This window comes from Herbaspirillum sp. NPDC101397, from assembly GCF_044767325.1.
Lineage (GTDB): Bacteria > Pseudomonadota > Gammaproteobacteria > Burkholderiales > Burkholderiaceae_D > Herbaspirillum.
The window spans coordinates 73373-94854 of sequence record NZ_JBIWNS010000008.1; the positions used below are offsets into that span (position 1 = coordinate 73373).

Here is a 21482-nt window from a genome sequence, read left to right on the forward strand (position 1 = left end):
CTGCTTACATCGATGTCGCCGAGCGTGCCGCCTGTTCATACAGCCCCGACAGGATGCGCAGAAAACGCGCCAGTTCCTCCAGCTCAAAGCTCTCGGCCTCATCCCCGGTCAGGCCGGACACCAGCAACTGCTCGCGGATGTCATAGTAGCGCTTGCAGATGTCCTGCCCGGCCTCGTTGGTCGAGTACAGCACTTCCTTGCCGCGCTTCTCGGTGTTGACCAGGCCCAGCGAATGCAGCTTCTTGAGCGAGTAATTGACCACGTGCGTATCCTCGATGTTGAGGATGAAAGAAATGTCGGCCAGTTTCTTCTCGCGCGCGCGATGGTTGATGTGATGCAGCACCAGCACGTCGGTGGCGGTCATGTCCTTCATGCCGGCGGCGGAGATACAACGCACCATCCAGCGGTTGAAGGCATTGCTGGCGATGATCATGCCGAACTCGAACTCGCTCAATTCCTTGCTTCTCCCTGATGCCAGGTGCAACGACGATACGATGGGAACCTTGGCGACATTTTGCGCGAAGGTGGCTTTTACATTCTTCTTTGCGGGCGGCATAGCGCTGGCTCCTGATATGAGATTCTTGTGGGCGCCGGGCCCACCTCCAGCGCACCGATGCCGATGGTCTGGATTGCACCGGGCGCCTCGATCTTGAAGATCGACACCGCGCGGCCCAGCGCCATCGACTGGTCATGCATGCTTTGCGCGGCGGCGGCGGCCTGTTCGACCAGCGCCGAGTTCTGCTGGGTCATGTCGTCGATCTGTTCGATGGCGTCGTTGACCTGGCGGATGCCGGCGCTCTGCTCGTCGCTGGCGGCGGAGATCTCGGTCATGATGTCGGCCACGTGTTTGACGCTGCGCACGATGTCCTGCATGGTGGTGCCGGCCTGGTCCACCAGCGTGCTGCCGGCGTCGACTTTCTTGACCGAGTTCTGAATCAGTCCGGCGATTTCCTTGGCGGCCGAGGCGCTGCGCTGCGCCAGTCCGCGCACTTCCGCCGCCACTACGGCGAAGCCGCGTCCCTGTTCGCCGGCCCGAGCCGCTTCCACTGCGGCGTTCAATGCGAGGATATTGGTCTGGAATGCGATGCCGTCGATGACGCCGATGATCTCGACGATCTGGCGCGAGCTGTCCTTGATTTCACGCATGGTGTTGACCACTTGCGTGACCACGTCGCCGCCCTGCGTCGCCACTTGCGAGGCATTCATCACCAGCTGGTTGGCCTGGCGAGCGTTCTCGGCGTTGTGGTTGACGGCGTCGGTCAGTTCCAGCATCGAGCTGGCGGTCTCTTCCAGCGTGCTGGCTTGCAGTTCGGTGCGCGCCGACAGGTTGGCGTTGCCGTCGGCGATTTCACGGGCAGCCACCGAGATGGCGTCAGAGCCGTCGCGCACCTGGGTGACGGCGTTGACCAGGCCGTCGCGCATGCCTTGCAGCGCAGTCAGCAGTTTTCCGGTTTCGTCGTGGGCGCTGTTCTCGACACGCACCGACAAGTCGCCGCCGGCGACGCGCTCGGCGATGTTGATGGCGGCGTTCAACGGACGCGTGATGCTGCGCATGACCGAATAGCCGACCAGCACCGCCAGCAGCGAGGCGATCGTCGCCATCGCAATCATCAGCACGCTGGCCGCGCTGGAGACGCGCTCCGCTTCCTGACCGGCCTGCTCCATGCCGTGTCCCTGGAAGGCAATCAGGTTGTCGAGCGCCTTGAAGTACGCCACCTGGTAGGGTGCGATCTCCGGCAGGATCAGGTCGCGCGCCTGTTCCACCTGGCCATCCTTGACCGCCGCCAGGAAATTGTTGAGCACCGGCGTGTACTGCGCACGCGCCGCGTTGACGGCGTCGAGCATGCGCTTGCCTTCGGCGGATGGCGTCTCGCGCGCAAAGCGCTTGAGCGTCTCGTCGATGACGGCGCCGGCGCGGGTGATGGCATCGAGCTCGCCCTTGATCTCGTCGACGGTGCTCATGAACAGCAGGTTGCGCATGCTGCGCGCGGTCTCGTCGAGCGCCCCCTTGACCGTGTTGGCCATGACCGTGCGCGGATAGAAATCGTTGGCGATGCTGCGGATGTTGCCGTTGATCTGGTTGAGGCGGTAGACGCCGATCACGGTCAGGCCGAGCATCAGCAGGATGACTACGCCGAACCCGAGGCCGAGGCGTTGTCCTATTTTCAGGTGAGACAGTTTCTTCATTTTCCACCCCTCAATGTTCACGACAAAAATACGCGTTGGTGCAGGTCCGCCTGGCCGACGGCTTTCCTCAAGAAAGAATCGGCCGCTTGCGGCGGGGATATGAAAATTCGCGCCCCCGCCGCAATCGACAAATCTCAAAGCCGCCGGCAATCAGGCCCGGAGGACTACGCCTGAAGACAAGTGTTTTTCCAGGAACCACTTGCCTTCAGGACGCAGCCGCCGGAAGAACGCTTAGAACGTGTGGCGGATGCCCATGTTCCAGGCGCTGTTGCCGCTACCTGCCTCGATCGAGCTGCCGACTGTGTACGGCGCTCCGTTCTTGTTCTTGATGTGGGCATACATCGCGTACAAGTCGGTGCGCTTGGACAAGGCATAGCGATAGCCGAGTGCGAACTGATCCGCATCCTGGTTGAGCGCGGTCTTGTCATTCTTGCGAATGTAGGAGGCCAGGAACGTATGCTGCACACCGAACGGCACCGTCACGCCGACCAGGATGTCGGCGCTGTCGGTGGACGCCACGATCGGCGTGGTGCCGTACGGGTTGACGGTGTTGCGCAGCGGCGAGCTGTTGAGACCCTTGTTGATGCCGTACGCGGCGTGCAGCTTGACGGGACCGAAGTTGTAGGTCGCGCCGAGCAGCGTGCTGCGGCCGGAGCCGGTCTGGGTAGTCACCGTGTCGTTGTTGCGGCCGTGGAAACCCAGGCGCACGTTCAACGGACCGTTGGCGTAGCCGATGGCGGCGCCGAGCTGGCTGGCGGCCTTGGTGCTGCCGGCGGTTTCGCCGAAGCCGTAAGCCAGTTCACCGGTCACGCCGCCGAAGTTGGGCGAAGCGTACTTGATGGTGTTGTCCATGCGGCTGGCGCCGTTACCGGTGTTCGGCATCAGGTTGGCGGCGTCGCCCGCGTAGCCGGTGCCGAAAGGATCGACGGCCGACAGCACCAGGTATTGCGGCGTGTACTGGCGACCGGCGGTCACGGTACCGAAGTTGCCGCCCAGGCCGACATAGCTTTGACGGCCGAACAGCAAGCCGCCCTGACCCAATGCGCCGGTGTCGTTCTGGAAGCCGGTTTCGAGCAGGAACAGCGCCGACATGCCGCCGCCCAGATCTTCCGTGCCTTTGAAACCGATGCGCGAACCGCCGCTGATGCCGCTGGTCAGTTTGGTGACGTGACCTGCTGCGCCGCCGCTTTCGACCACGATGCCGGTGTCGATCAGACCGTAGATCGTGACCGACGACTGCGCCTGGACAGGCGCGGCCTGGATGCCGACTGCGGCAAACGCCGCTGCAGCCAAGACTTTATGTTTCATTGAAACTCCCCGATAAATGAAATTGCATCAAACCCAATAAACCGCGTACCGGCCAAATGTTGTGCGCGCCCTCCTGCTGGCCGGCATGCGCCTGCTCTCTGCGGCGCCGGGACAATGGCCGTTGTCCCGGCGCGTTCAAAGAGAACTCCTGGACGCGCAGCCTCGTTCCCCTTTTCAGCTGCGCGTCGCCATTCTTCTTCCTGCTTTTTTCTGTTTCTTGTTACGCCGTCAGCCGCTCGCGCGGCAGCTCGAATTTGTTGCTCCTGAATTCCTTGAGGAAGGCGAATGCCGGACTGCTGTCGCCGATGAAGCCGAACGACGAATCCAGCACGCGCGGCGGTAGCCACGGATACGGCAGGAACGAATGCAAGGTCGTCAGCAGGTCGCCGGCGACGTCGGCCATCAGCATCATGTGGTCAATGCGGATGTGCATTTCGCTGGCGCGCCACAGTTCTTCCGGATGCTGGTTCAGTTGCCAGTTGTAGTAACCGCGTCCGATGCGCAAGGATGCGGTTTCTTCCTCGCGCATCAGCACCAGCCACGGCAGTTGCTCGATGCGGCCGTTATTGACGTCCAGCTCATCGCACACGTAATAGGTGCGGCAATGTGTGAAGCGCTTGGCGAAGTCAGTCACCAGCGTCTGCGCGATGCCGTCGGCGCCGACCACCAGCGGCGGAAACGCCACCGCGTTGGCCGAGGTCGAGATGCTGAGCACCGCGTTCGGTTCATAGATGTCATGGATCAATGAAGGACAGCATTTGTCTTTTGCATAGACGTACGCTTCCAACAGGGATTTATGCGTCAACATAAAATTCCTCGTTTCATGACGGGCGGGCCCGTCGCTGTGGGGGCTGCGCGCACCACATCGATCTGCGGTGCAGGCGCTTCGGATGGCGCTTACATGGCTATTCGTTGAGACGGTCGGTGACGAACATCTTGCCGGGCGCATGGGTGACGCAGAACGGCAGCTTGCTGAGTTCGGCAACGTATTGCGGCGTCACGCCGCAAGCCCAGAACACCGGCAATTCATCGTCCATGATCTCGACGGCATCGCCGAAATCCGGCCGCATCAGATCGGCGATGCCGATCGCCTGCGGATTGCCGATATGCACCGGCGCACCATGCACCTGCGGCAGGCGCGCCGTGATTTCCACCGCGCGCGCGACGTCGCGACTCTTGACCGGACGCATGCTGACCACGGCGTTGCCGCTGAAACGTCCAGCTGGCACGCACGGCATGTTGGTCTTGTACATGGCGACGTTGCGCTGCTGTGCGATATGGCGCAGCGGGATGCCGCCCTCGATCAGCGCGCTTTCGAACGAGAAGCTGCAGCCGATCAGGAAGCTCACCAGGTCGTCGCGCCAGTAGACGGAGATATCGGCGACTTCCTGCTGCAACACGCCGTTTTCGAAAATTCGATAACCCGGCACATCGGTGCGCAAGTCGGCGCCGGGTGCGCTGCGCGGCTCGAAACGGCCCGGCTCCAGCACTTCCACCAGCGGGCAAGGCTTGGGATTGCGCTGGCAAAACAGCAGGAAATCGAAGGCGTAGTCGCGCGGCACGATCATCAGGTTGGCCTGCACGTGGCCGTCGGCATAGCCGGCGGTAGGACCGTCGAACGCGCCGGACCGGCACAGCGCGCGCAGGTCGGCGGCAGACAGCGCCGCGTCTTGGGTCATCTTCATGTGGGTCGTCATCACCTTACAATCCTCCCAGGTAAGCCTTCTTGATGTCATCGTTGTTCAGCAGTTCGCTGCCGGTGCCTTCCATCACGATGCGGCCGGTCTGGATCACGTAGCCGTAATCCGCAATCGCCAGCGCCTTGTGCAGGTTTTGCTCCACCAGCAGGATCGACACGCCCTTGGCGTTGACCTGCTGGATGGTGTCGAGCACCTTCGTCACGAACTTGGGTGCGATGCCCCACGACGGCTCGTCCAGCAACAACAGGCGGGGCTTGGCCATGAGGCCGCGCGCAATCGCCAGCATCTGCTGCTCGCCGCCGCTCATGGTGCCGGCCAGCTGATGGCGGCGTTCTTTGATGATGGGGAAGGTGGCGTACATGTCCTCGATCGATTCCGCGATCTCGTGCTTGTCGCTGCGCGAGTAGGCGCCCAGCTCCAGGTTGCGCTGCACGCTCAGGCGGCCGAACAGGCGGCGACCTTCCGGCACCAGCGACAGGCCGAGGCCGACGCGGTCGAACGGCGCTACCTTGCCGATGTCGGTGTTGTCAAACACGATGCTGCCGGCGTCGACCTTGTTGAGGCCGGCAATCGCGCGCAGCGTGGTCGACTTGCCGTTGCCGTTGCCGCCGACCAGCGCCACCAGGCTGCCCTGCTTGACGTCGATGTCGACTTTGGACAAGGCCAGTACGCCGTCATAGCTGGCTCGCAGATTTCTCACCTGTAGCATCATTCATCTCCCAAATAAGCGGCGATCACATGCGGATCGTTGGATACATCGTGCGGCGAACCGTCGGCGATCTTCTTGCCGTAATCGAGCACCACGATCTGGTTGGCGATCGGCATGATGCCTTCCAGCACGTGCTCGACGATCAGGCACGAGATGCCCTGGTCGCGGATCTTCAGCACCACGTCAACGGTCTCGCGCACTTCGGTCGGGTTGAGGCCGGCCATGACTTCGTCCATCAGCAGCAGCTTGGGCTTGACCGCCAACGCGCGCGCCACCGCCAGGCGGCGCTGTTCGCTGATGGTCATGCTGCCGGCCGGCTTGTCGGCAAAGCGGCCAAGGTTGACGAAGTCCAGCAGCTCCTGCGCGGTGCGCCGCGCCGCGCCAACGCCGCGCTCGTTGAGGAAGGCGCCGACCATGACGTTTTCCAGCGCAGTCATGCTGGTGAAGGTGCGCGCCACCTGGAAGGTGCGGCCGATGCCGATGCGGGCACACTGCTCCGGCGACATGCCGGAAATTTTGAGATCCTCCAGCCAGATGTCGCCCGTGGTCGGCGGCGAGTAGCCGGCGATGCAGTTGAACATGGTGGTCTTGCCGGCGCCGTTGGGGCCGATCAGGCCGACGATCTCGCCGGCCTGGACCGTGAAGGAAATATCCTGGTTGGCGGTCAGGCCGCCGAATTTCTTGTAGACGTTTTCTACGCGTAGCAAACTCATTTCGTGTCCTCCTTGGCGGCATTCTCAGCCTGCGCCTTGATGGCCTTGCGGCGGGCAAATACGCTCTTGATGTAACCGAGGATGCCGTTCGGGTAGTACACCGCGATGACGATGATCAGTGCGGCGTAGATGATCAGGTCGGTGCCGCGGCCGGAACCGCCGAACAGGGTGCGCGTGCCTTCTTCGATGGCAGTCAGCAGGCCGGCGCCGACCAGCGGTCCGAACAGCGTGCCGATGCCGCCGAGGATGGCGACCAGCGCCATCTTGATCGACATGCCGGTGCCCAGCACCGAGGCCGGATCGATGTACAGCTCCTTCTGCGCGTACAGGCTGCCGCCCATGGCGGTGAAGAAGCTGCTCACCGCGAACGCGATCTGCTTGTATTTGCTGAGACTGACACCGAGGCTGCGGGCGGCGTCCGGCTCATCCTTGATGGCGCGGAAGTAGTAGCCGAGGAAGCTGCGCTCGATGATGAAGTTGGCCAGCAGCGTCAGCAACAACAAGCCGAGTGCGATGTAGTAGTACGGTTCCTTGCCGGCGAAGATCATGTTGGCCCAACCGCCCTCGCCCATCGGAATCGTCAGGCCGACGGCCGCGCCGGCGAAGTCCCAGTTGGTGAAGACGATCTGGATGATCTCGGCCACGGCAATGGTCGCCATTGCAAAGTAGTGGCCCTTGAGGCGGAAGCAGGACCAGCCGATCACCAGGCTGACCAGCGCCGCGATGACGCCGCCGACGATCATGGCAAACCACGGGTTGACGCCGTAGACCGAGAACAGGATCGCCGAGGTATAGGCGCCGATGCCGTAGAAGGCGACATGGCCGAGCGAGACCTGGCCGGCGTAGCCGCCGACGATGTTCCAGGACACGCCGATCTGCGCCGCCATCAGGATCAGGATCGCCAGGTTCTGGTGCGAGGGGCTGGTGACGTACAGCGGCAAGGCCAGCGCCAGCACGAGCAGCGCGACCAGCAGTCCGTGCGTCTTATTAAAGCCCGGTGCGGACGCGGTGGGCGTCAGCGGCAGGCTGGAAGTAGTTTTGAGCATGAGGTTTCTCTCCGAGTAATTGTGTGGTCAGGCTCAGGCCTTGCCCATCAAACCTTGCGGACGGAACATCAGCACCGTCAGGAACAGCACCAGCACGATCGCCATCTTGTATTGCGGTCCGAGAAAGAGACCGCCCATCACTTCGATCACGCCGACCAGCACACCGGCGATCAGGGCGCCGACCACGCTGCCGAAGCCGCCCAGGTTGACCACCACGAAGGCGATGAGGATGAAGTTGGCCCCGACTTCCGGGAAGATCGGGAAGAAGGTCGACAGCAACGCGCCCGCCACACCGGCGCAGGCGGCGCCGACACCCCAGGCCAGCGCGAACATCTTTTGCGAATCGATGCCCATCAGCTGTGCCGCTTCCTTGTCGGCGGCGGTTGCTTCCAGCGCGGCGCCGAGTTTGGTGCGGGTCAGGAACAGGTAGATCACGCCGGTCACCACGATCGCGCCGAGCCCGGCGGTCAGTTGCGGCGAACCGATCTGGATGCCGCCGAGCGAGACATGGCCGGCGACCATGGAGTTTTCGATGGTGCGGAAATCGGCTTTCCAGAAAAACTGCGCGATGCCGCGGAACAGGATCATCAGGCCGAAGGTCGTGAAGATCTGCGACACCATCGGCGCATTGGTGATCTTGCGGATCACCAGTTTGTACAGCAGCGTGCCCAGTCCGAACAGGAACAGCGCGGTGAGCGGCAAGGTAAAGATAGGATCGAGCGCATACAGCGCGAATAGCCAGAAGCTGGAGTACATGCCGAACATCAGGAATTCGCCGTGGGCGAAGTTGACGATGTCCATCACGCCGAAGATCAGCGTCAAACCGATTGCCACGAGCGCATAAATAAGTCCGATCAACAGGCCGGACGCCAGGGTCTGCACCAAAATATCCCAAGTCATGAATTTCCCCTTTACGAACTATTTACGCGCCGTAAATACCCGCGATAAAAATTGAATCAGTGAGGAAGGGGCCGCGTTGTTGTTCTTGTTGCGGCGCCCTTCCGCTTACTTCCCAACCAGAACGATTACTTGCGCTGATCCCACTTCGGCATCGGCCAGACGATGTCGCGCGTCGCCATGTCAAACGGCCACACGGTGTAGTACTTGCCGTTGATGATTTGCAGCAGGATGCCGGAGCTCAGCGTGTTCTGGCCGTGCTCGTCGAACTTGACGCCCTTCCACGGCATGATCAGCTTGTTGCCGGGGATGTTGGTTTCCGAAAGCGCCTTACGGATCGCTTCAGGATCGGTAGAGCCGGCGCGGTTGATCGCGTCGGCCAGCGTCATCAGGCCGGTGAAGGTGCGCGACGAGTTGCCGGTGAAGTTGATCTTGAAGCGGGCGTTGAACAGATCGTTGACTTGCTTGATCAGCGGATTCTTGCCGGCCAGGTCAAGCGACCAGACATCACGGGTGATGATGAAGTCGGCGTCTTTGCCCAGCGTCTTGACGAACTCGGTGTCGATGAAACCGGCGTCGTTGGCCAGGATCATGTCCGGCGTGAAGCCCAGTTCCTTATACGTCTTCATCGACAGGATGGCGTCGCCCAGGTAAGAGGACTGCATCACCACTTGCGGTGCGGCGGCCTTGAGCAGCTGCACTTCGGAGGTCAGCTGGGTGCTCTTGGCCGGATAGACGATGGTCTTCACCAGATCGTAGCCGCGGTCCTTGGACAGCTTGGTTTCGAGCTTGGTGGTCTCGTTGCCCCACAGCGTGTTTTCGTTGAAGGCGCCAAGCTTGCTGATCTTGATGCCCTTCTTGGCTTCCAGCTCCTTGAAGAATTCATAGAAGTTGGTGACGAACAGATCGTCGTGCGCGGTGGTGCGGAAGAACCACTTGAAGCCGCGCTGCGTCAGCGAGGCCGACGACGATTCCGGATTCAGGTAAGGCACCTTGTAGCGTTCCGCGACCTGGCTGGTGGTGGCGGTGACGTTGCTGAAGTAGGCGCCGACCACGGCGACGACCTTCTCCTGCGTGATCAGGCGTTCGGCTTCGGTGGCGCCGACTTGCGGGTTGCCTTGCGAATCAGCGAACACCAGCTTGATCTTGGCGCCCTTCAGATTGGGCAGACCGCCGCCGGCCGAGAACGGCAGGTTTGGCACGCCCTTGGCGCCGTTGTTGATGATGTCGGCCGCCAGTTCCAGCGCGTCCTTCATTTCGGCGCCGGTGGAAGCGGCGGCGCCGCTCAGGGGATAGATGACGCCGATCTTGATTTCCTGCTGTTGCGCTTGCGCCGAGAAGGCGGCAACGCTGAAAGACACGGCCAGGCCGGCTTTGAAAACACGTTTGAAGACGAGACCTAACATGATGAGACGCTCCTTGTTGTATTGACTGACATCCAAAAATTCCCCCCACCGCATGACGCCCGAGACGCTTGAGCGGGAGCTACCAAAAAATCACCACAAAACTTCCAACCACTTCAAACCGCGTCCAACGCACCGCCGCCGCAAAAGCGAAGGCTGTGTTGATCCACTCCAGGCCGGTTGCCCGGCTGGACTTATGTGCTGGTGTTGCGCTGACTTCTATCGACTGCGTGATTCAGGATTCATCAAGCCTTGCCCCGCAATTGCGCTACTGCTCGCCGGCCTTCTGCCGACGTCGGGGGCACGCTTGAAAATGGCGGTGGTGGTTGCGTTGCTTTGCACTCACCTTGTTTTGCGTAGTTCTTTCGCCATTTTTTGTCTCCTTGATTTTTTTCTTGAATCCTATATGTTTCGTCGATAATATGTCAATAAATTATTAATATTAATAAAAATAAATGATCGCCAAATCATTGACGAGTTATTAGCAAAGCGCGTGCCAGTTTTCTAGCGGGAACGCCACTTCAGACGCAAACACAGACGCAGCAAGGCTTTAAGGAGGATTCTCAGGGTTTTCCCAATGTTTCCTCAGCAAAACGCTCGACCTTAATCGCACGGTTTATGTGCAAAGTGTCGATAATTCATCAACAAAAATGCACCTGAAAGTTCAATCGAGAAAGGCAATGCACCATGAATAAAGAGCAGACCACCCTGGGGGAACAACGCTGGCAGTTCTGGATCGATCGCGGCGGCACGTTCACCGACATCGTTGCGCGCCGGCCCGACGGCACCTTATTGACACACAAGCTGCTGTCCGAAAATCCCGAGCAATACAAGGATGCGGCCGTGGCCGGCATCAAGCGCCTGCTTGGACTCAAGCCCGATGAAGCGATCTCGCCGCTGCAGGTCGAAGCAGTGAAGATGGGCACCACCGTCGCCACCAATGCGCTGCTCGAGCGCAAGGGCGACCCGACCGTGCTGGTGATCACCAAGGGCTTCCGCGACGCCTTGCGTATTGCGTACCAGAATCGCCCACGCCTGTTCGACCGCAACATCGTGCTGCCGGAATTGCTGTTTGAAAAAGTCGTGGAAGTCGATGAACGCCTGAGCGCGCACGGCGACGTGGTGCAGCCACTTGACACGGTGTCGGTGCGCCAGGAATTGGCTGCCTTGTATAAGGAGGGCTATCGCGCCGTCGCCATCGTGCTGATGCACGGCTACCGTTTCACGGCGCATGAAGAAAAGCTGGCGGAGATCGCCACCGAACTCGGCTATACGCAAGTCTCGGTATCGCATGAAGTCAGCCCGATGATGAAGCTGGTCTCGCGCGGCGACACCACGGTGGTCGATGCGTATTTGTCGCCGATCCTGCGCCGCTACGTCGACCAGGTCGCTGGCGAAATGGACGGCGTGCGTTTACTGTTCATGCAAAGCAACGGCGGCCTCACCGATGCCCATCGCTTCCAGGGCAAGGACTCGATCCTGTCCGGCCCTGCCGGCGGCATCGTCGGCATGGTGCGTACGGCCGAGACGGCCGGCTTCGACAAGATCATCGGCTTCGACATGGGCGGCACTTCGACCGACGTCTCGCACTATGCGGGCGAATTCGAGCGCGAGTTCGAAACCCAGGTGGCCGGTGTGCGCATGCGTGCGCCGATGATGAGCATCCATACCGTCGCCGCCGGCGGCGGCTCGATCCTGCATTTCGACGGCACCCGCTACCGTGTCGGTCCCGACAGCGCCGGCGCCAATCCCGGCCCGACCAGCTATCGCCGCGGCGGCCAGTTGGCGGTCACTGATTGCAACGTCATGCTTGGCAAGATCCAGCCGGCCTACTTCCCGAAGGTGTTCGGCCCGGCCGCCGATGAAGCGCTCGACCGCGATGCGGTGGTGCGCAAGTTCACCGAGCTGGCTGACCGCATCCATGCCGAAACCGGCAACCGCCGCACGCCCGAAGAAGTCGCCGAAGGCTTCATCGAAATCGCCGTCGGCAACATGGCCAACGCGATCAAGTTCATTTCGGTGCAACGCGGCCATGACGTCACCGACTACACCCTGACCACCTTCGGCGGCGCCGGCGGCCAGCATGCCTGCCTGGTGGCGGATGCGCTGGGCATGACGCGCGTGTTTGCGCATCCGTTCGCCGGCGTGCTGTCGGCTTACGGCATGGGCCTGGCGGACCAGACCGCGATGCGCGAACAGGCGATGGAATTGCCTTTGTCGACCGGCTCGATCGGCACGCTCGATGCGGAACTGAACAAGCTCGCCACACAAGCCGCAGATGACCTGCTGGCGCAAGGCGTGATGCCGACGCAGATCGACGTGATCAAGCGCGCCCACCTGCGCTACGACGGCACCGATTCGGTGATCGTGGTGGCCTTCGGCGATATCGCCGGCATGGTGGCGCAGTTCGAATCGGCCTACAAGAAGCGCTATTCCTTCCTGATGCCGGAAAAGACCATGATCATCGAGGCCATCTCGGTGGAGGCGATCGGCGTCTCCACCGACCGCGAAGAAAAATCCGAGCAGTTGCCGCCGCGCGATGGTGTACTGACGTCGACCGAAACCGTGCAACTGTTCTCGGGCGGTCAATGGCATGACACCGCGCTGTACCGCCGTGAAGACATGCGTCCCGGCGACGTCGTGCACGGTCCCGCAATCGTTGCGGAAAAGAACGCCACCAACATCGTCGAGCCGGGCTGGCTGGCCGAAGTGACGCCGCTGAACCATCTGGTGATGCAGCGCTACCAGGCGCGCGTGCAGCGCAAGGCGATCGGCACCACGGCCGATCCGGTGATGCTGGAAGTGTTCAACAACCTGTTCATGAGCATCGCCGAGCAGATGGGCCTGCGCCTACAGAACACCGCCTTCTCGGTCAATATCAAGGAGCGTCTGGACTTCTCGTGCGCGCTGTTCGACGCCCAGGGCAACCTGATCGCCAACGCGCCGCACATCCCGGTGCATCTGGGCTCGATGGGCGAAAGCATCCGCACCATCATCCGCGAGAACGCCGGCAAGATGCAGCCGGGCGACGTCTTCATGCTCAACGATCCCTACCATGGCGGCACCCATTTGCCGGACATCACAGTGATCACGCCGGCCTTCGACAAAGCCGGCAAGGACATCCTGTTCTACGTCGGCTCGCGCGGTCATCACTCCGACATCGGCGGCATCACGCCGGGTTCGATGCCGGCCAACAGCACGGTGGTGGAAGAGGAAGGCATCCTGATCAACAACTTCCAGCTGGTGCGCGCGGGACGCTTCCTTGAACAGGAAACCGTGGCCTTGCTCGGTTCCGGCCCCTACCCTGCGCGTAACATCGCGCAGAACCTGGCCGACCTGCAGGCGCAGATCGCCGCCAACCAGAAGGGCGTCGACGAATTGCTGAAGATGGTCGATCACTTCAGCCTCGAAGTGGTGCAGGCCTACATGGGCCACGTGCAGGACAACGCCGAGGAAGCCGTGCGCCGCGTCATCACGCTGCTCAAGGACAGCAGCTACGACTACCGGCTCGACAACGGCGCGGTGATCAAGGTGGCGATCCGCGTCAACCATGCCGCGCGCACTGCCGACATCGACTTCACCGGTACCTCGCCGCAGCTGAACAACAACTTCAATGCGCCTAGTGCAATCTGCATGGCGGCGGTGCTGTATGTGTTCCGCACGCTGGTGGACGATGAAATCCCGCTCAACGCCGGTTGCCTCAAACCGCTCAACGTGATCATCCCGGAAGGCTCGATGCTCAATCCGCGCTATCCCGCGGCAGTGGTATCGGGCAACGTCGAAACCTCGAGCTGCATCACCAATGCGTTGTACGGCGCACTCGGCGTGCTGGCGTCGGCGCCGGGCACGATGAACAACTTCACCTTCGGCAACGGCGAGCATCAGTACTACGAAACCATCTCGGGCGGCTCCGGCGCGGGCAACGGTTTCAATGGCACTGATGTGGTGCAGACGCACATGACCAACTCGCGCCTGACCGATCCGGAAATCCTCGAGTGGCGTTACCCGGTTCGCCTGGAAAGCTATGAGATCCGCGAGAACTCGGGCGGCGCCGGTCAATGGCACGGCGGCAATGGCGGCGTGCGCAAGATCCGCTTCCTCGAAGCGATGACGGCCTCGATCCTGTCCAACAACCGCATCGTTCCACCCTTCGGCGCGGCCGGCGGCGAACCCGGCCAGTGCGGTCGCAACACCGTCATCCGCAAGGACGGTACGCAGGAAGAACTGGGCTTCGTCGCCAGCATTGACGTGCAGCCGGGCGACGTGTTCGTGATCGCCACGCCGGGCGGCGGGGGGTATGGCAAGCCGGTCTGAAGTTCCAGCAGTGATGTAAATCGTTTCTCTTGAGCAGTCGTCCCTTTGCGGTATCTCCGTCTTCGTGACGGGGATACCGTTTTTTTATCAGGAAAAGACTGAGTGTTTACCCCTCATTTCGACGTTTTCGCACGCTTTTTGCATGCTAAGATTTTTCGACAAAATACTTTTCAGTATGTTTTTGCAGGGCAATAAAAAAGAGTGTGCTCAGGGAAATTTTTGTCCGCCTCGGGCGGGCATATCTAAAGGGGAATTCGTAGTGAATAACATGTCTTTGAAGCAGAAGCTCTGGCTGCCGCTGGTCTTTGCCTGGATAGCGCTCTTTGCGCTGTCGCTATGGAATATTTATGAAACCCGCAACCTGCAGATCGCCGATCGCCAGCACGCGCTGATCGACATCACGGAAATGTCCTATTCCATCGTGGCCGGCCTGCACAAGCAGTCGACCGAGGGCAAGATTTCCGCCGACGATGCCCGCAAGCAAGCCATCGCCCGCGTGGCCGACCAGCGCTACACCGGCAACGGCTACATCACGTTGGTAGGCGCCGACTCGGTGGTGGCGATGCATCCGATGAGCCCCAAGCTCAACGGCAAGAACATGATCGACTTCAAGGACGCCAAGGGCAACGAGCTCTACAAGATGATTGCCGCGACCGGCTCGTCCGCCGCCGGCGAAGGCTTCCTCGAGTACTGGTGGCCGCGTCCGAATGAGACTAAACCCAGCCCCAAGATGGGCTTCGTCAAACGCTTCAAGCCGTGGAACTGGGACTTCGTCGCCAGCGTATACCAGGATGACATTCAGGCCGACTTCTACCGCTCGCTGATCAAGGCCGGCGTAGTGCTGCTGATCCTCGGCGCGGTCATGTCGGCCATCGCTACGCTGGTGGTGCGCAACATCTATCGCTCCATCGGCGGCGAACCCAGCGAAGCATCGCAAATCGCGCGCAAGATCGCCGAAGGCGACCTGACCGGCGCGATCGCCGTACGCAAGGGCGACGAGGCCAGCCTGGTGTCGTCGATTGCCTATACACGCGACCGCATGGTCGACACGGTCAACAACATCCTCAAGGCTACCGACTCGATCAAGGAATCGGTCGACGAGATCGCCCACGGCAACATGGACTTGTCCAACCGCACCGAGGAACAGGCCAGCTCACTGGAAGAAACCGCCTCGGCCATGGAAGAAATCACCTCCACCGTGAAGCAGAACGCCGCCAACGCCAAGCAGGCCAGCGATCTTGCCGTATCGGCCTCGGCGGTTGCCGAAGAAGGCGGCCATGTGGTCGAGAAGGTGGTGCAGACCATGGACTCGATCAATGCCTCGTCGAAGAAGATCGTCGAGATCATCAGCGTGATCGACGGCATCGCCTTCCAGACCAACATCCTGGCCTTGAACGCTGCGGTCGAAGCGGCGCGTGCCGGCGAACAGGGCCGCGGCTTTGCGGTCGTCGCCTCGGAAGTGCGCAGCCTGGCGCAACGCTCCGCCGCCGCCGCCAAGGAAATCAAATCGCTGATCGACGGCTCGGTGCAGGAAGTGCGCGCCGGTTCCGACCTGGTCGGCCAAGCCGGCCAGACCATGAGCGAGGTAGTCGACAGCATTCGCAAGGTCAGCGACATGATCAAGGAGATCGCCGTCGCCAGCCACGAGCAGAGCGAAGGCATCGACCAGGTCAACCTGGCCATCACGCAAATGGACGAAGTCACGCAACAGAACGCCGCACTGGTGGAAGAAGCCGCTGCCGCGTCTAAGTCGATGCAGCAGCAGGGCGACAACCTGGTAAAGGTAGTCGGCGTGTTCAAGCTCTGACGCTGACGCAGCTCTCCCTGCAATAAAAAAAGCCCACGGCCTTGCGGTCGTGGGCTTTTTCTTTTGGCGGAGCAGAATCAGTAATCAGTACGGTCCGCGAATCGCCGCGTGGATCTTGTCGCGATACAGCGTCGCCAGCTTGTCATGCAGTTCGGCCGGCAGCGAGGGCAAGGCCGATGCACCCGCGTTCGACAACACCTGCGCCGGCGAACTTGCACCCGGGATGATCACCGACACGGCGTCGTGATCGAGGATCCAGCGCAGCGCCATCTGCGGCATGCTCATGCCGGCCGGGACCAGCGCGGCGATTTCCTGCGCCAGATCGACGCCGGTGGCGAACTCCAATCCGGCGAAAGTTTCGCCGACGTTGAACTGCTGGCCGTCGCGGTTGAAGTTGCGATGATCGTCCGCCTTGAAGGTGGTGGCGCGCGTCATCTTGCCGCTCAGCAGGCCGCTGGCCAGCGGCAGCCGCACGATGATGCCGACGCCCTTGGCTTTCGCCTGCGGCAACAGTTCCGCCATCGGCTTCTGGCGGAAGATGTTGAAGATGATCTGCAGCGAGGTCATGCCTTCCTGCTCCAGGCACAGCAGCCCCTCTTCCACGGTTTCGACGCTGGCGCCGAAGCGCGTGATCAGGCCGTCGTCGCGCAACTCGCGCATCCAGTCGAAAATCTTGCCGTCCTTGAGCACGGCCGGCGGCACACAGTGCAGTTGCGTCAGGTCGAGTTTGTCGACGCCGAGGCGCTCGAGCGAACGCTGCGTCGCCGTGCGCACCGCCTCCCGGCTGTAGCCGTCCGGATAGATGGCGCCGCGGCCCAGCTTGGTAGCGACGGTGAGGTCTTTATGCGAGGTCAACAATTGGCCGATCGAACGCTCGCTGGCGCCGTCGCCGTAGACGTCGGCGGTGTCGATGAAGCGCACGCCGGTAGCATAGGCTTGCGCCAGTGTCTGCTGGGCGACGTCGTTGTCCCAGTCGCCACCCCAGCCTCCGCCCAGTTGCCAGCAACCGAGGCCGACTTCAGGAACGGTCAGGCCGTCGCGGGCGAGCTTGCGTGTTTGCATGTATTTTCCTTGTGGTTGAAGCGTTGAGCCTGCGGCGCCGGATTGCGGCGCGTGCATGAGGCCGCCATGTTATGCCGGACGCGTGCGCGTTTCCAATGAATTATTGCGCACGGGGAATACGGATTTCGGCATCGCTGGCGTCACGCCTGCTGATTGCACGTCGTCCTCTGCGGCAAGACGGCATGTTACATTTATTGGCGCATGTTTGCCGGTGACCAACAAAACCATCCGGCATGCCTATCTACATAAAATACCTGGGGGAGCTTCAATGACGGCTGTCGCGACGACTTTTTTTTATCTCGTTTTCAAACGCTGCATCGGCATCTTGCTGATCAGTTTCGGTCTGCTCACCGCACCGGCCTGGGCGCAGGAAACCAGCGCGCCATTTGATCCGGGCCTGTACGCGCAGACTGCGGCGAACAAGGCGGTTGTGCTGCTGTCGGTCGACTGGAGCCGCCGCTGGAACTGCGGACAATATGAAAACGCACAATTGCAGTTCTTGGCATTCGACCGCAGCGGCGTGCAAAAAACTGCGCCCGACGGGCAGTGGGATTTAATGGTCAAGGACGAAGCTATCCTGCCGTCACGCAAGAACTTTGGAAACTACGCCTACATCATCGAACCCGGCGAATACCTGCTGACCGGCTTCCGCATCAAACTGGGCAAATCGGTGAGCCGCGTCGGCAATTTCTTCGGCGATCGCAAGAACATGCTGGAAAACGGCAAATCGAAAGGCGGCAGTTTCACCGTAGCGGCCGGGGAAATCATCTATATCGGCCATTTCAGCCTGGACTGCGCCAAGGCACCGATGCCGTGGCGTTTCTACCTTGAGAACCGCGAAGAGTTCGACAAGTACCTGGATACGATCCAAAACGAGTTCCCTGGCATTCCGAAACAGAAAGTGCAGTTCCGCCTGTTTGAAACGACCATCATGGGCTATCCGTTCAGTTTGCCCTGACATGAAAAAAGGCCGGTTCTCACCGGCCTTTTTATTTCCTCGCCAGCGTTGGATTCAGCGCGAGAAGAACGCAATCACACCATACACAAACGCAGCGAACGGCCCGACCACGACGATGGTGACCAGCAGCACTTCGGCCAGCACGTAGGCGATGGCGCCAGCGGCTATGCTCGACAGGTAGGCGGTGGCGCCCAGATCGCCCGGTACGAACAGGTTGATCAGCGCCAGCACGATGGCGGCGATGCCGAGGCCGACGATGACGTTGAACTTGGTGGGACGGTAAGGATTGAGCCAGCGGAATGGCGGCGAGGTGTTTTGTTCGGTGGAGAAGCTGTTCGAGGTAGTAGTCATGGCGATATCTGTAAAAGGCTGAATGAAAAGCGACGCCTTGCGCAGACGCCCTGATGAACGATGATGAGCGACATTATACGATGTTACGACCCATCGAAACAGCCTGCCCGCTGAAACGGGCGCGCCGGATTGTCAAGAAAAACCGAACAAAGACCGTCCCGACAAGGTCTCGCCGACCTCCCCTACCGATGCTTATGTGCTGATAACGATTTCCGGCGCTTGTCCTTTTTGCAAGGCATCCTTCATGTCGAAGCCGGCGTCGAAATCATCCACCTGCACCGTGATGTTGCCGTAGTGGGCGAAATCGTCCAGCACCACGCGCTCGTCGATGCTGATGAGCCCTTGCTCCATCGCCCGCGCGTTCCAGCGCCGCATCTCGATCAGGCTCTGCGGCATCGCCGGCAGCACGCCATCCTTCACCGATTGCTTCAGGCGCGTTTCGATCTCGTGCACTTGCGGCAACAGATTGAAGGCGTGCTCGCCGCTGCCCAGCAGATCGGTTTTGTAGTCGGGCTGGTAGGCATCCACCACCAGCCGGTCGCGCGCGGCGCCCGGCGTCTGCATCGCCAGCGCGACGTCGCTGGCGAGACGGTCGGACGGCTTGCGGAACGACAGGCCGAGCGGGAACATCCAGATCCGCAACGCCAAGGCGATGAAGGGGTTGGGGAAGTTCTCGAGCACGTCGATGATGGCTTCCTGCGCGCGATGCAGCGCATCCTGCACCGACCACGCGACATACGGCAAGTCGGCTCGCTGGCGGCCGTCGTCTTCATAGCGCTTCAGGGTTGCCGAAATCAGGTAGAGCTGCGACAGCACGTCGCCGAGACGTCCGGAAATGCGTTCGCGGAATTTGAGCGAGCCGCCCAGCACGAACATCGACACATCGGTCAGCAGCGAGAAGCAGGCCGACACCCGCGCCACCGCGCGGAAGTAGACGCGCGTCTCTTCCGCTGTCTGGTTGGGCCCGGGCGCCGACGCCAACAGGCCGCCGCTGAGACCGGCCACCAGCGAACGCGCCATGTTGGCGGCGACAAAGCTCAGGTGGCCGAAGAAGGCCTTGTCAAAATCCTGCAGCGCGCGGTCGTGGTCGTCGTCGGCCGCCGCGGCCATTTCCTTGAGCACGTACGGATGGCAACGGATCGCGCCCTGCCCGAAGATGATCAGGCAGCGCGTCAGGATGTTGGCGCCTTCGACCGTGATGGCGATCGGGATCTGCTGGTACACGCGCGCCAGGAAATTTCCCGGGCCCATGCAGATGCCCTTGCCGCCGATCACGTCCATGCCGTCGTTGACCAGCAAGCGGCCACGCTCGGTCACGTGGTATTTGGAGATCGCCGAAATCACCGACGGCTTCTCGCCGGCATCCACCGCCAGCGACGACAACCGGCGCGTGGCGTCCATCATGTAGAGATTGCCGCCCATGCGCGCCAGCGCTTCCTGGATGCCTTCGAACTTGCCGATGGCGATCTTGAACTGGCGCCGCATGGCGGTGTAGGCGCTGGTGCCGCGCACCGCCATCTTGGAGAAGCCGACGCTGGACGACGGCAGCGAAATCGCCCGCCCCGCCGCCAGGCATTCCATCAGCATGCGCCAGCCCTTGCCGACCTGCGCCTGGCCGCCGATGACCCAGTCGAGCGGGATGAAGACGTTGTCGCCCGAGGTCGGACCGTTTTGGAACACCGCGTTGAGCGGCCAGTGGCGACGCCCGGTGACCACGCCCGGATGGCTGGTCGGGATCAGCGCGCAGGTGATGCCCGGTTCGCTGTTGTCGCCCAGCAGGTGATCGGGATCATGCGCGCGAAAGGCCAGGCCGAGCACGGTGGCGACCGGCGCCAGCGTGATGTAGCGTTTGTCCCAGGTAACCCGGAAACCGATCACTTCGCGTCCTTCATGCATGCCCTTGCAGACCACGCCGACGTCGGGAATCGCTGCCGCGTCGGAGCCGGCGTAGGGACTAGTGAGCGCAAAGCACGGGATCTCTTCACCGCGTGCGAGACGCGGCAGGTAGTGATTCTTTTGTTCTTCGGTGCCGTAGTGCAGCAGCAGTTCGGCGGGCCCCAGCGAGTTCGGCACCATCACCGAAATCGCCGCCACCGAACAGCGCGACGACAACTTCATGATGACCTGCGAATGCATGTAGGCCGAGAACTGCTTGCCGCCGTATTGCTTGGGAATGATCATGCCGAGGAAGCCCTTGTCCTTGACGAACTGCCAGGCTTCCGGCTGCAGGTCCTGCCACACGACCGAGGTGTCCCAGTCGCTGACCATGGCGCACAGCTGCGTGACTTCGTTGTCGAGGAAGGATTGTTCCTCGGCCGTCAGCGAAGGCGGCGGCAATTGCATCAGCTTGTTCCAGTCGGGCTTGCCGGAGAACAGTTCGGCGTCCCACCAGACGGTGCCGGCTTCGATGGCGTCGCGTTCGGTGGCCGACATGCTGGGCAAGATCTTGCGGAAAATGTCGAGCGCCGGACGCGTGATCAGCGTCTGCCTCACCGACTTGATCGCCACCAGCAAGGTCGGCACGCACAAGAGGATCGCGAGCAGCACGCAGGCAACCGCGTTGGCCTGGTCGGTCATGCCGCCTATCCATATCCAGGCCAGCTCGGCCACCAGCCAGGTCCATGCGCCGGCGCGCATCATCATCAACGCCAGGGCGCCCGCTACGAAAAGCACTAGCCACAAGATCATGTGAGTCTCCCGTTAAAATTTCTGTTGTCTGCATGGCAACGTCTTTGGGTGACGTGCATGCTGCTTATGATTCAACTTATGATTCAACGATGATGCGGACGCATAGCCGGATATTCCCACAGAAGTTGCCGCTGCGGAAACCGCTGACATCCTCCCGGTACTTTCCTCGCATGCTCACGCATCGTCATGCACCGGTGCATGCAAGAGTGACCGCATTTCCTGGCAGAAATTCATTCTTGTCGGATTTCCGTCTTTGCGTCGGGACAGAAACCATTGCCGCCGCGCCGGGTCCATTACAATCTCGCCTATCCGGCAATCACGCAGCACTACACGCAGCAA

16 protein-coding genes are annotated in these 21482 nt (G+C 61.3%); 3 read left to right on the forward strand and 13 right to left on the reverse strand.

Annotated elements, in window-relative coordinates:
- Window positions 1-4: 4 nt before the first annotated feature.
- The 10 genes from ACIROW_RS19525 to ACIROW_RS19570 all read right to left on the reverse strand — a co-directional run bounded on the left by ACIROW_RS19525 (window position 5) and on the right by ACIROW_RS19570 (window position 9966).
- Window positions 5-556: a winged helix DNA-binding protein gene (locus ACIROW_RS19525; protein ID WP_402278108.1), complete on the reverse strand. Its 552-nt coding sequence runs from the start codon at window positions 554-556 to the stop codon at window positions 5-7.
- A complete protein-coding gene (locus ACIROW_RS19530) occupies window positions 532-2187 on the reverse strand; it encodes a methyl-accepting chemotaxis protein (protein WP_402278109.1) in 1656 nt (551 codons plus the stop codon). Before ACIROW_RS19530 ends, ACIROW_RS19525 begins: the two co-directional genes overlap by 25 nt.
- A 231-nt stretch (window positions 2188-2418) precedes the next feature.
- Window positions 2419-3495 (reverse strand): porin, encoded by a 1077-nt coding sequence (locus ACIROW_RS19535; protein WP_402278110.1) that lies wholly within the window; start codon window positions 3493-3495, stop codon window positions 2419-2421.
- Between the two features lie 220 nt (window positions 3496-3715).
- A complete protein-coding gene (locus tag ACIROW_RS19540; protein ID WP_116434847.1) occupies window positions 3716-4303 on the reverse strand; it encodes a hypothetical protein in 588 nt (195 codons plus the stop codon).
- A 97-nt stretch (window positions 4304-4400) separates the two neighbouring features.
- Window positions 4401-5180, reverse strand: a complete 780-nt coding sequence (locus ACIROW_RS19545; RefSeq protein ID WP_402278111.1) for a putative hydro-lyase — start codon at window positions 5178-5180, stop codon at window positions 4401-4403.
- Between the two features lie 16 nt (window positions 5181-5196).
- A complete protein-coding gene (locus ACIROW_RS19550) occupies window positions 5197-5904 on the reverse strand; it encodes an ABC transporter ATP-binding protein (RefSeq protein ID WP_402278112.1) in 708 nt (235 codons plus the stop codon).
- A complete protein-coding gene (locus ACIROW_RS19555) occupies window positions 5904-6617 on the reverse strand; it encodes an ABC transporter ATP-binding protein (protein WP_116434845.1) in 714 nt (237 codons plus the stop codon). Before ACIROW_RS19555 ends, ACIROW_RS19550 begins: the two co-directional genes overlap by 1 nt.
- Window positions 6614-7663 (reverse strand): branched-chain amino acid ABC transporter permease, encoded by a 1050-nt coding sequence (locus ACIROW_RS19560; RefSeq protein ID WP_402278113.1) that lies wholly within the window; start codon window positions 7661-7663, stop codon window positions 6614-6616. Before ACIROW_RS19560 ends, ACIROW_RS19555 begins: the two co-directional genes overlap by 4 nt.
- A gap of 33 nt (window positions 7664-7696) precedes the next feature.
- Entirely contained in the window at window positions 7697-8563 is an 867-nt protein-coding gene (locus ACIROW_RS19565) for a branched-chain amino acid ABC transporter permease (protein ID WP_402278114.1), read from the reverse strand.
- Between the two features lie 125 nt (window positions 8564-8688).
- Window positions 8689-9966: an ABC transporter substrate-binding protein gene (locus ACIROW_RS19570; RefSeq protein ID WP_116435303.1), complete on the reverse strand. Its 1278-nt coding sequence runs from the start codon at window positions 9964-9966 to the stop codon at window positions 8689-8691.
- A gap of 684 nt (window positions 9967-10650) precedes the next feature.
- Between ACIROW_RS19570 and ACIROW_RS19575 the strand changes: the two genes are divergently transcribed.
- Both ACIROW_RS19575 and ACIROW_RS19580 read left to right on the forward strand, forming a co-directional pair.
- Window positions 10651-14277: a hydantoinase B/oxoprolinase family protein gene (locus tag ACIROW_RS19575; RefSeq protein ID WP_402278115.1), complete on the forward strand. Its 3627-nt coding sequence runs from the start codon at window positions 10651-10653 to the stop codon at window positions 14275-14277.
- A 259-nt stretch (window positions 14278-14536) separates the two neighbouring features.
- The gene (locus ACIROW_RS19580) at window positions 14537-16084 is read left to right on the forward strand and encodes a methyl-accepting chemotaxis protein (protein ID WP_402278116.1); all 1548 of its coding nucleotides are present in this window, start codon (window positions 14537-14539) and stop codon (window positions 16082-16084) included.
- Window positions 16085-16168: 84 nt separating this feature from the next.
- Here ACIROW_RS19580 and ACIROW_RS19585 read toward each other — a convergent pair whose 3' ends face one another.
- A complete protein-coding gene (locus tag ACIROW_RS19585) occupies window positions 16169-17146 on the reverse strand; it encodes an aldo/keto reductase (protein ID WP_402278117.1) in 978 nt (325 codons plus the stop codon).
- An 82-nt stretch (window positions 17147-17228) separates the two neighbouring features.
- On the opposite strand from ACIROW_RS19585, the gene ACIROW_RS19590 reads away from it, so the two are divergent.
- Complete coding sequence (locus ACIROW_RS19590; RefSeq protein ID WP_402278118.1) at window positions 17229-18104, forward strand: hypothetical protein; 876 nt, start codon at window positions 17229-17231, stop codon at window positions 18102-18104.
- 54 nt (window positions 18105-18158) lie between these two features.
- Here ACIROW_RS19590 and ACIROW_RS19595 read toward each other — a convergent pair whose 3' ends face one another.
- Window positions 18159-18455, reverse strand: a complete 297-nt coding sequence (locus tag ACIROW_RS19595; protein WP_402278119.1) for a hypothetical protein — start codon at window positions 18453-18455, stop codon at window positions 18159-18161.
- Window positions 18456-18647: 192 nt separating this feature from the next.
- Window positions 18648-21143: an acyl-CoA dehydrogenase gene (locus ACIROW_RS19600; protein WP_402278120.1), complete on the reverse strand. Its 2496-nt coding sequence runs from the start codon at window positions 21141-21143 to the stop codon at window positions 18648-18650.
- Window positions 21144-21482 lie beyond the last annotated feature (339 nt).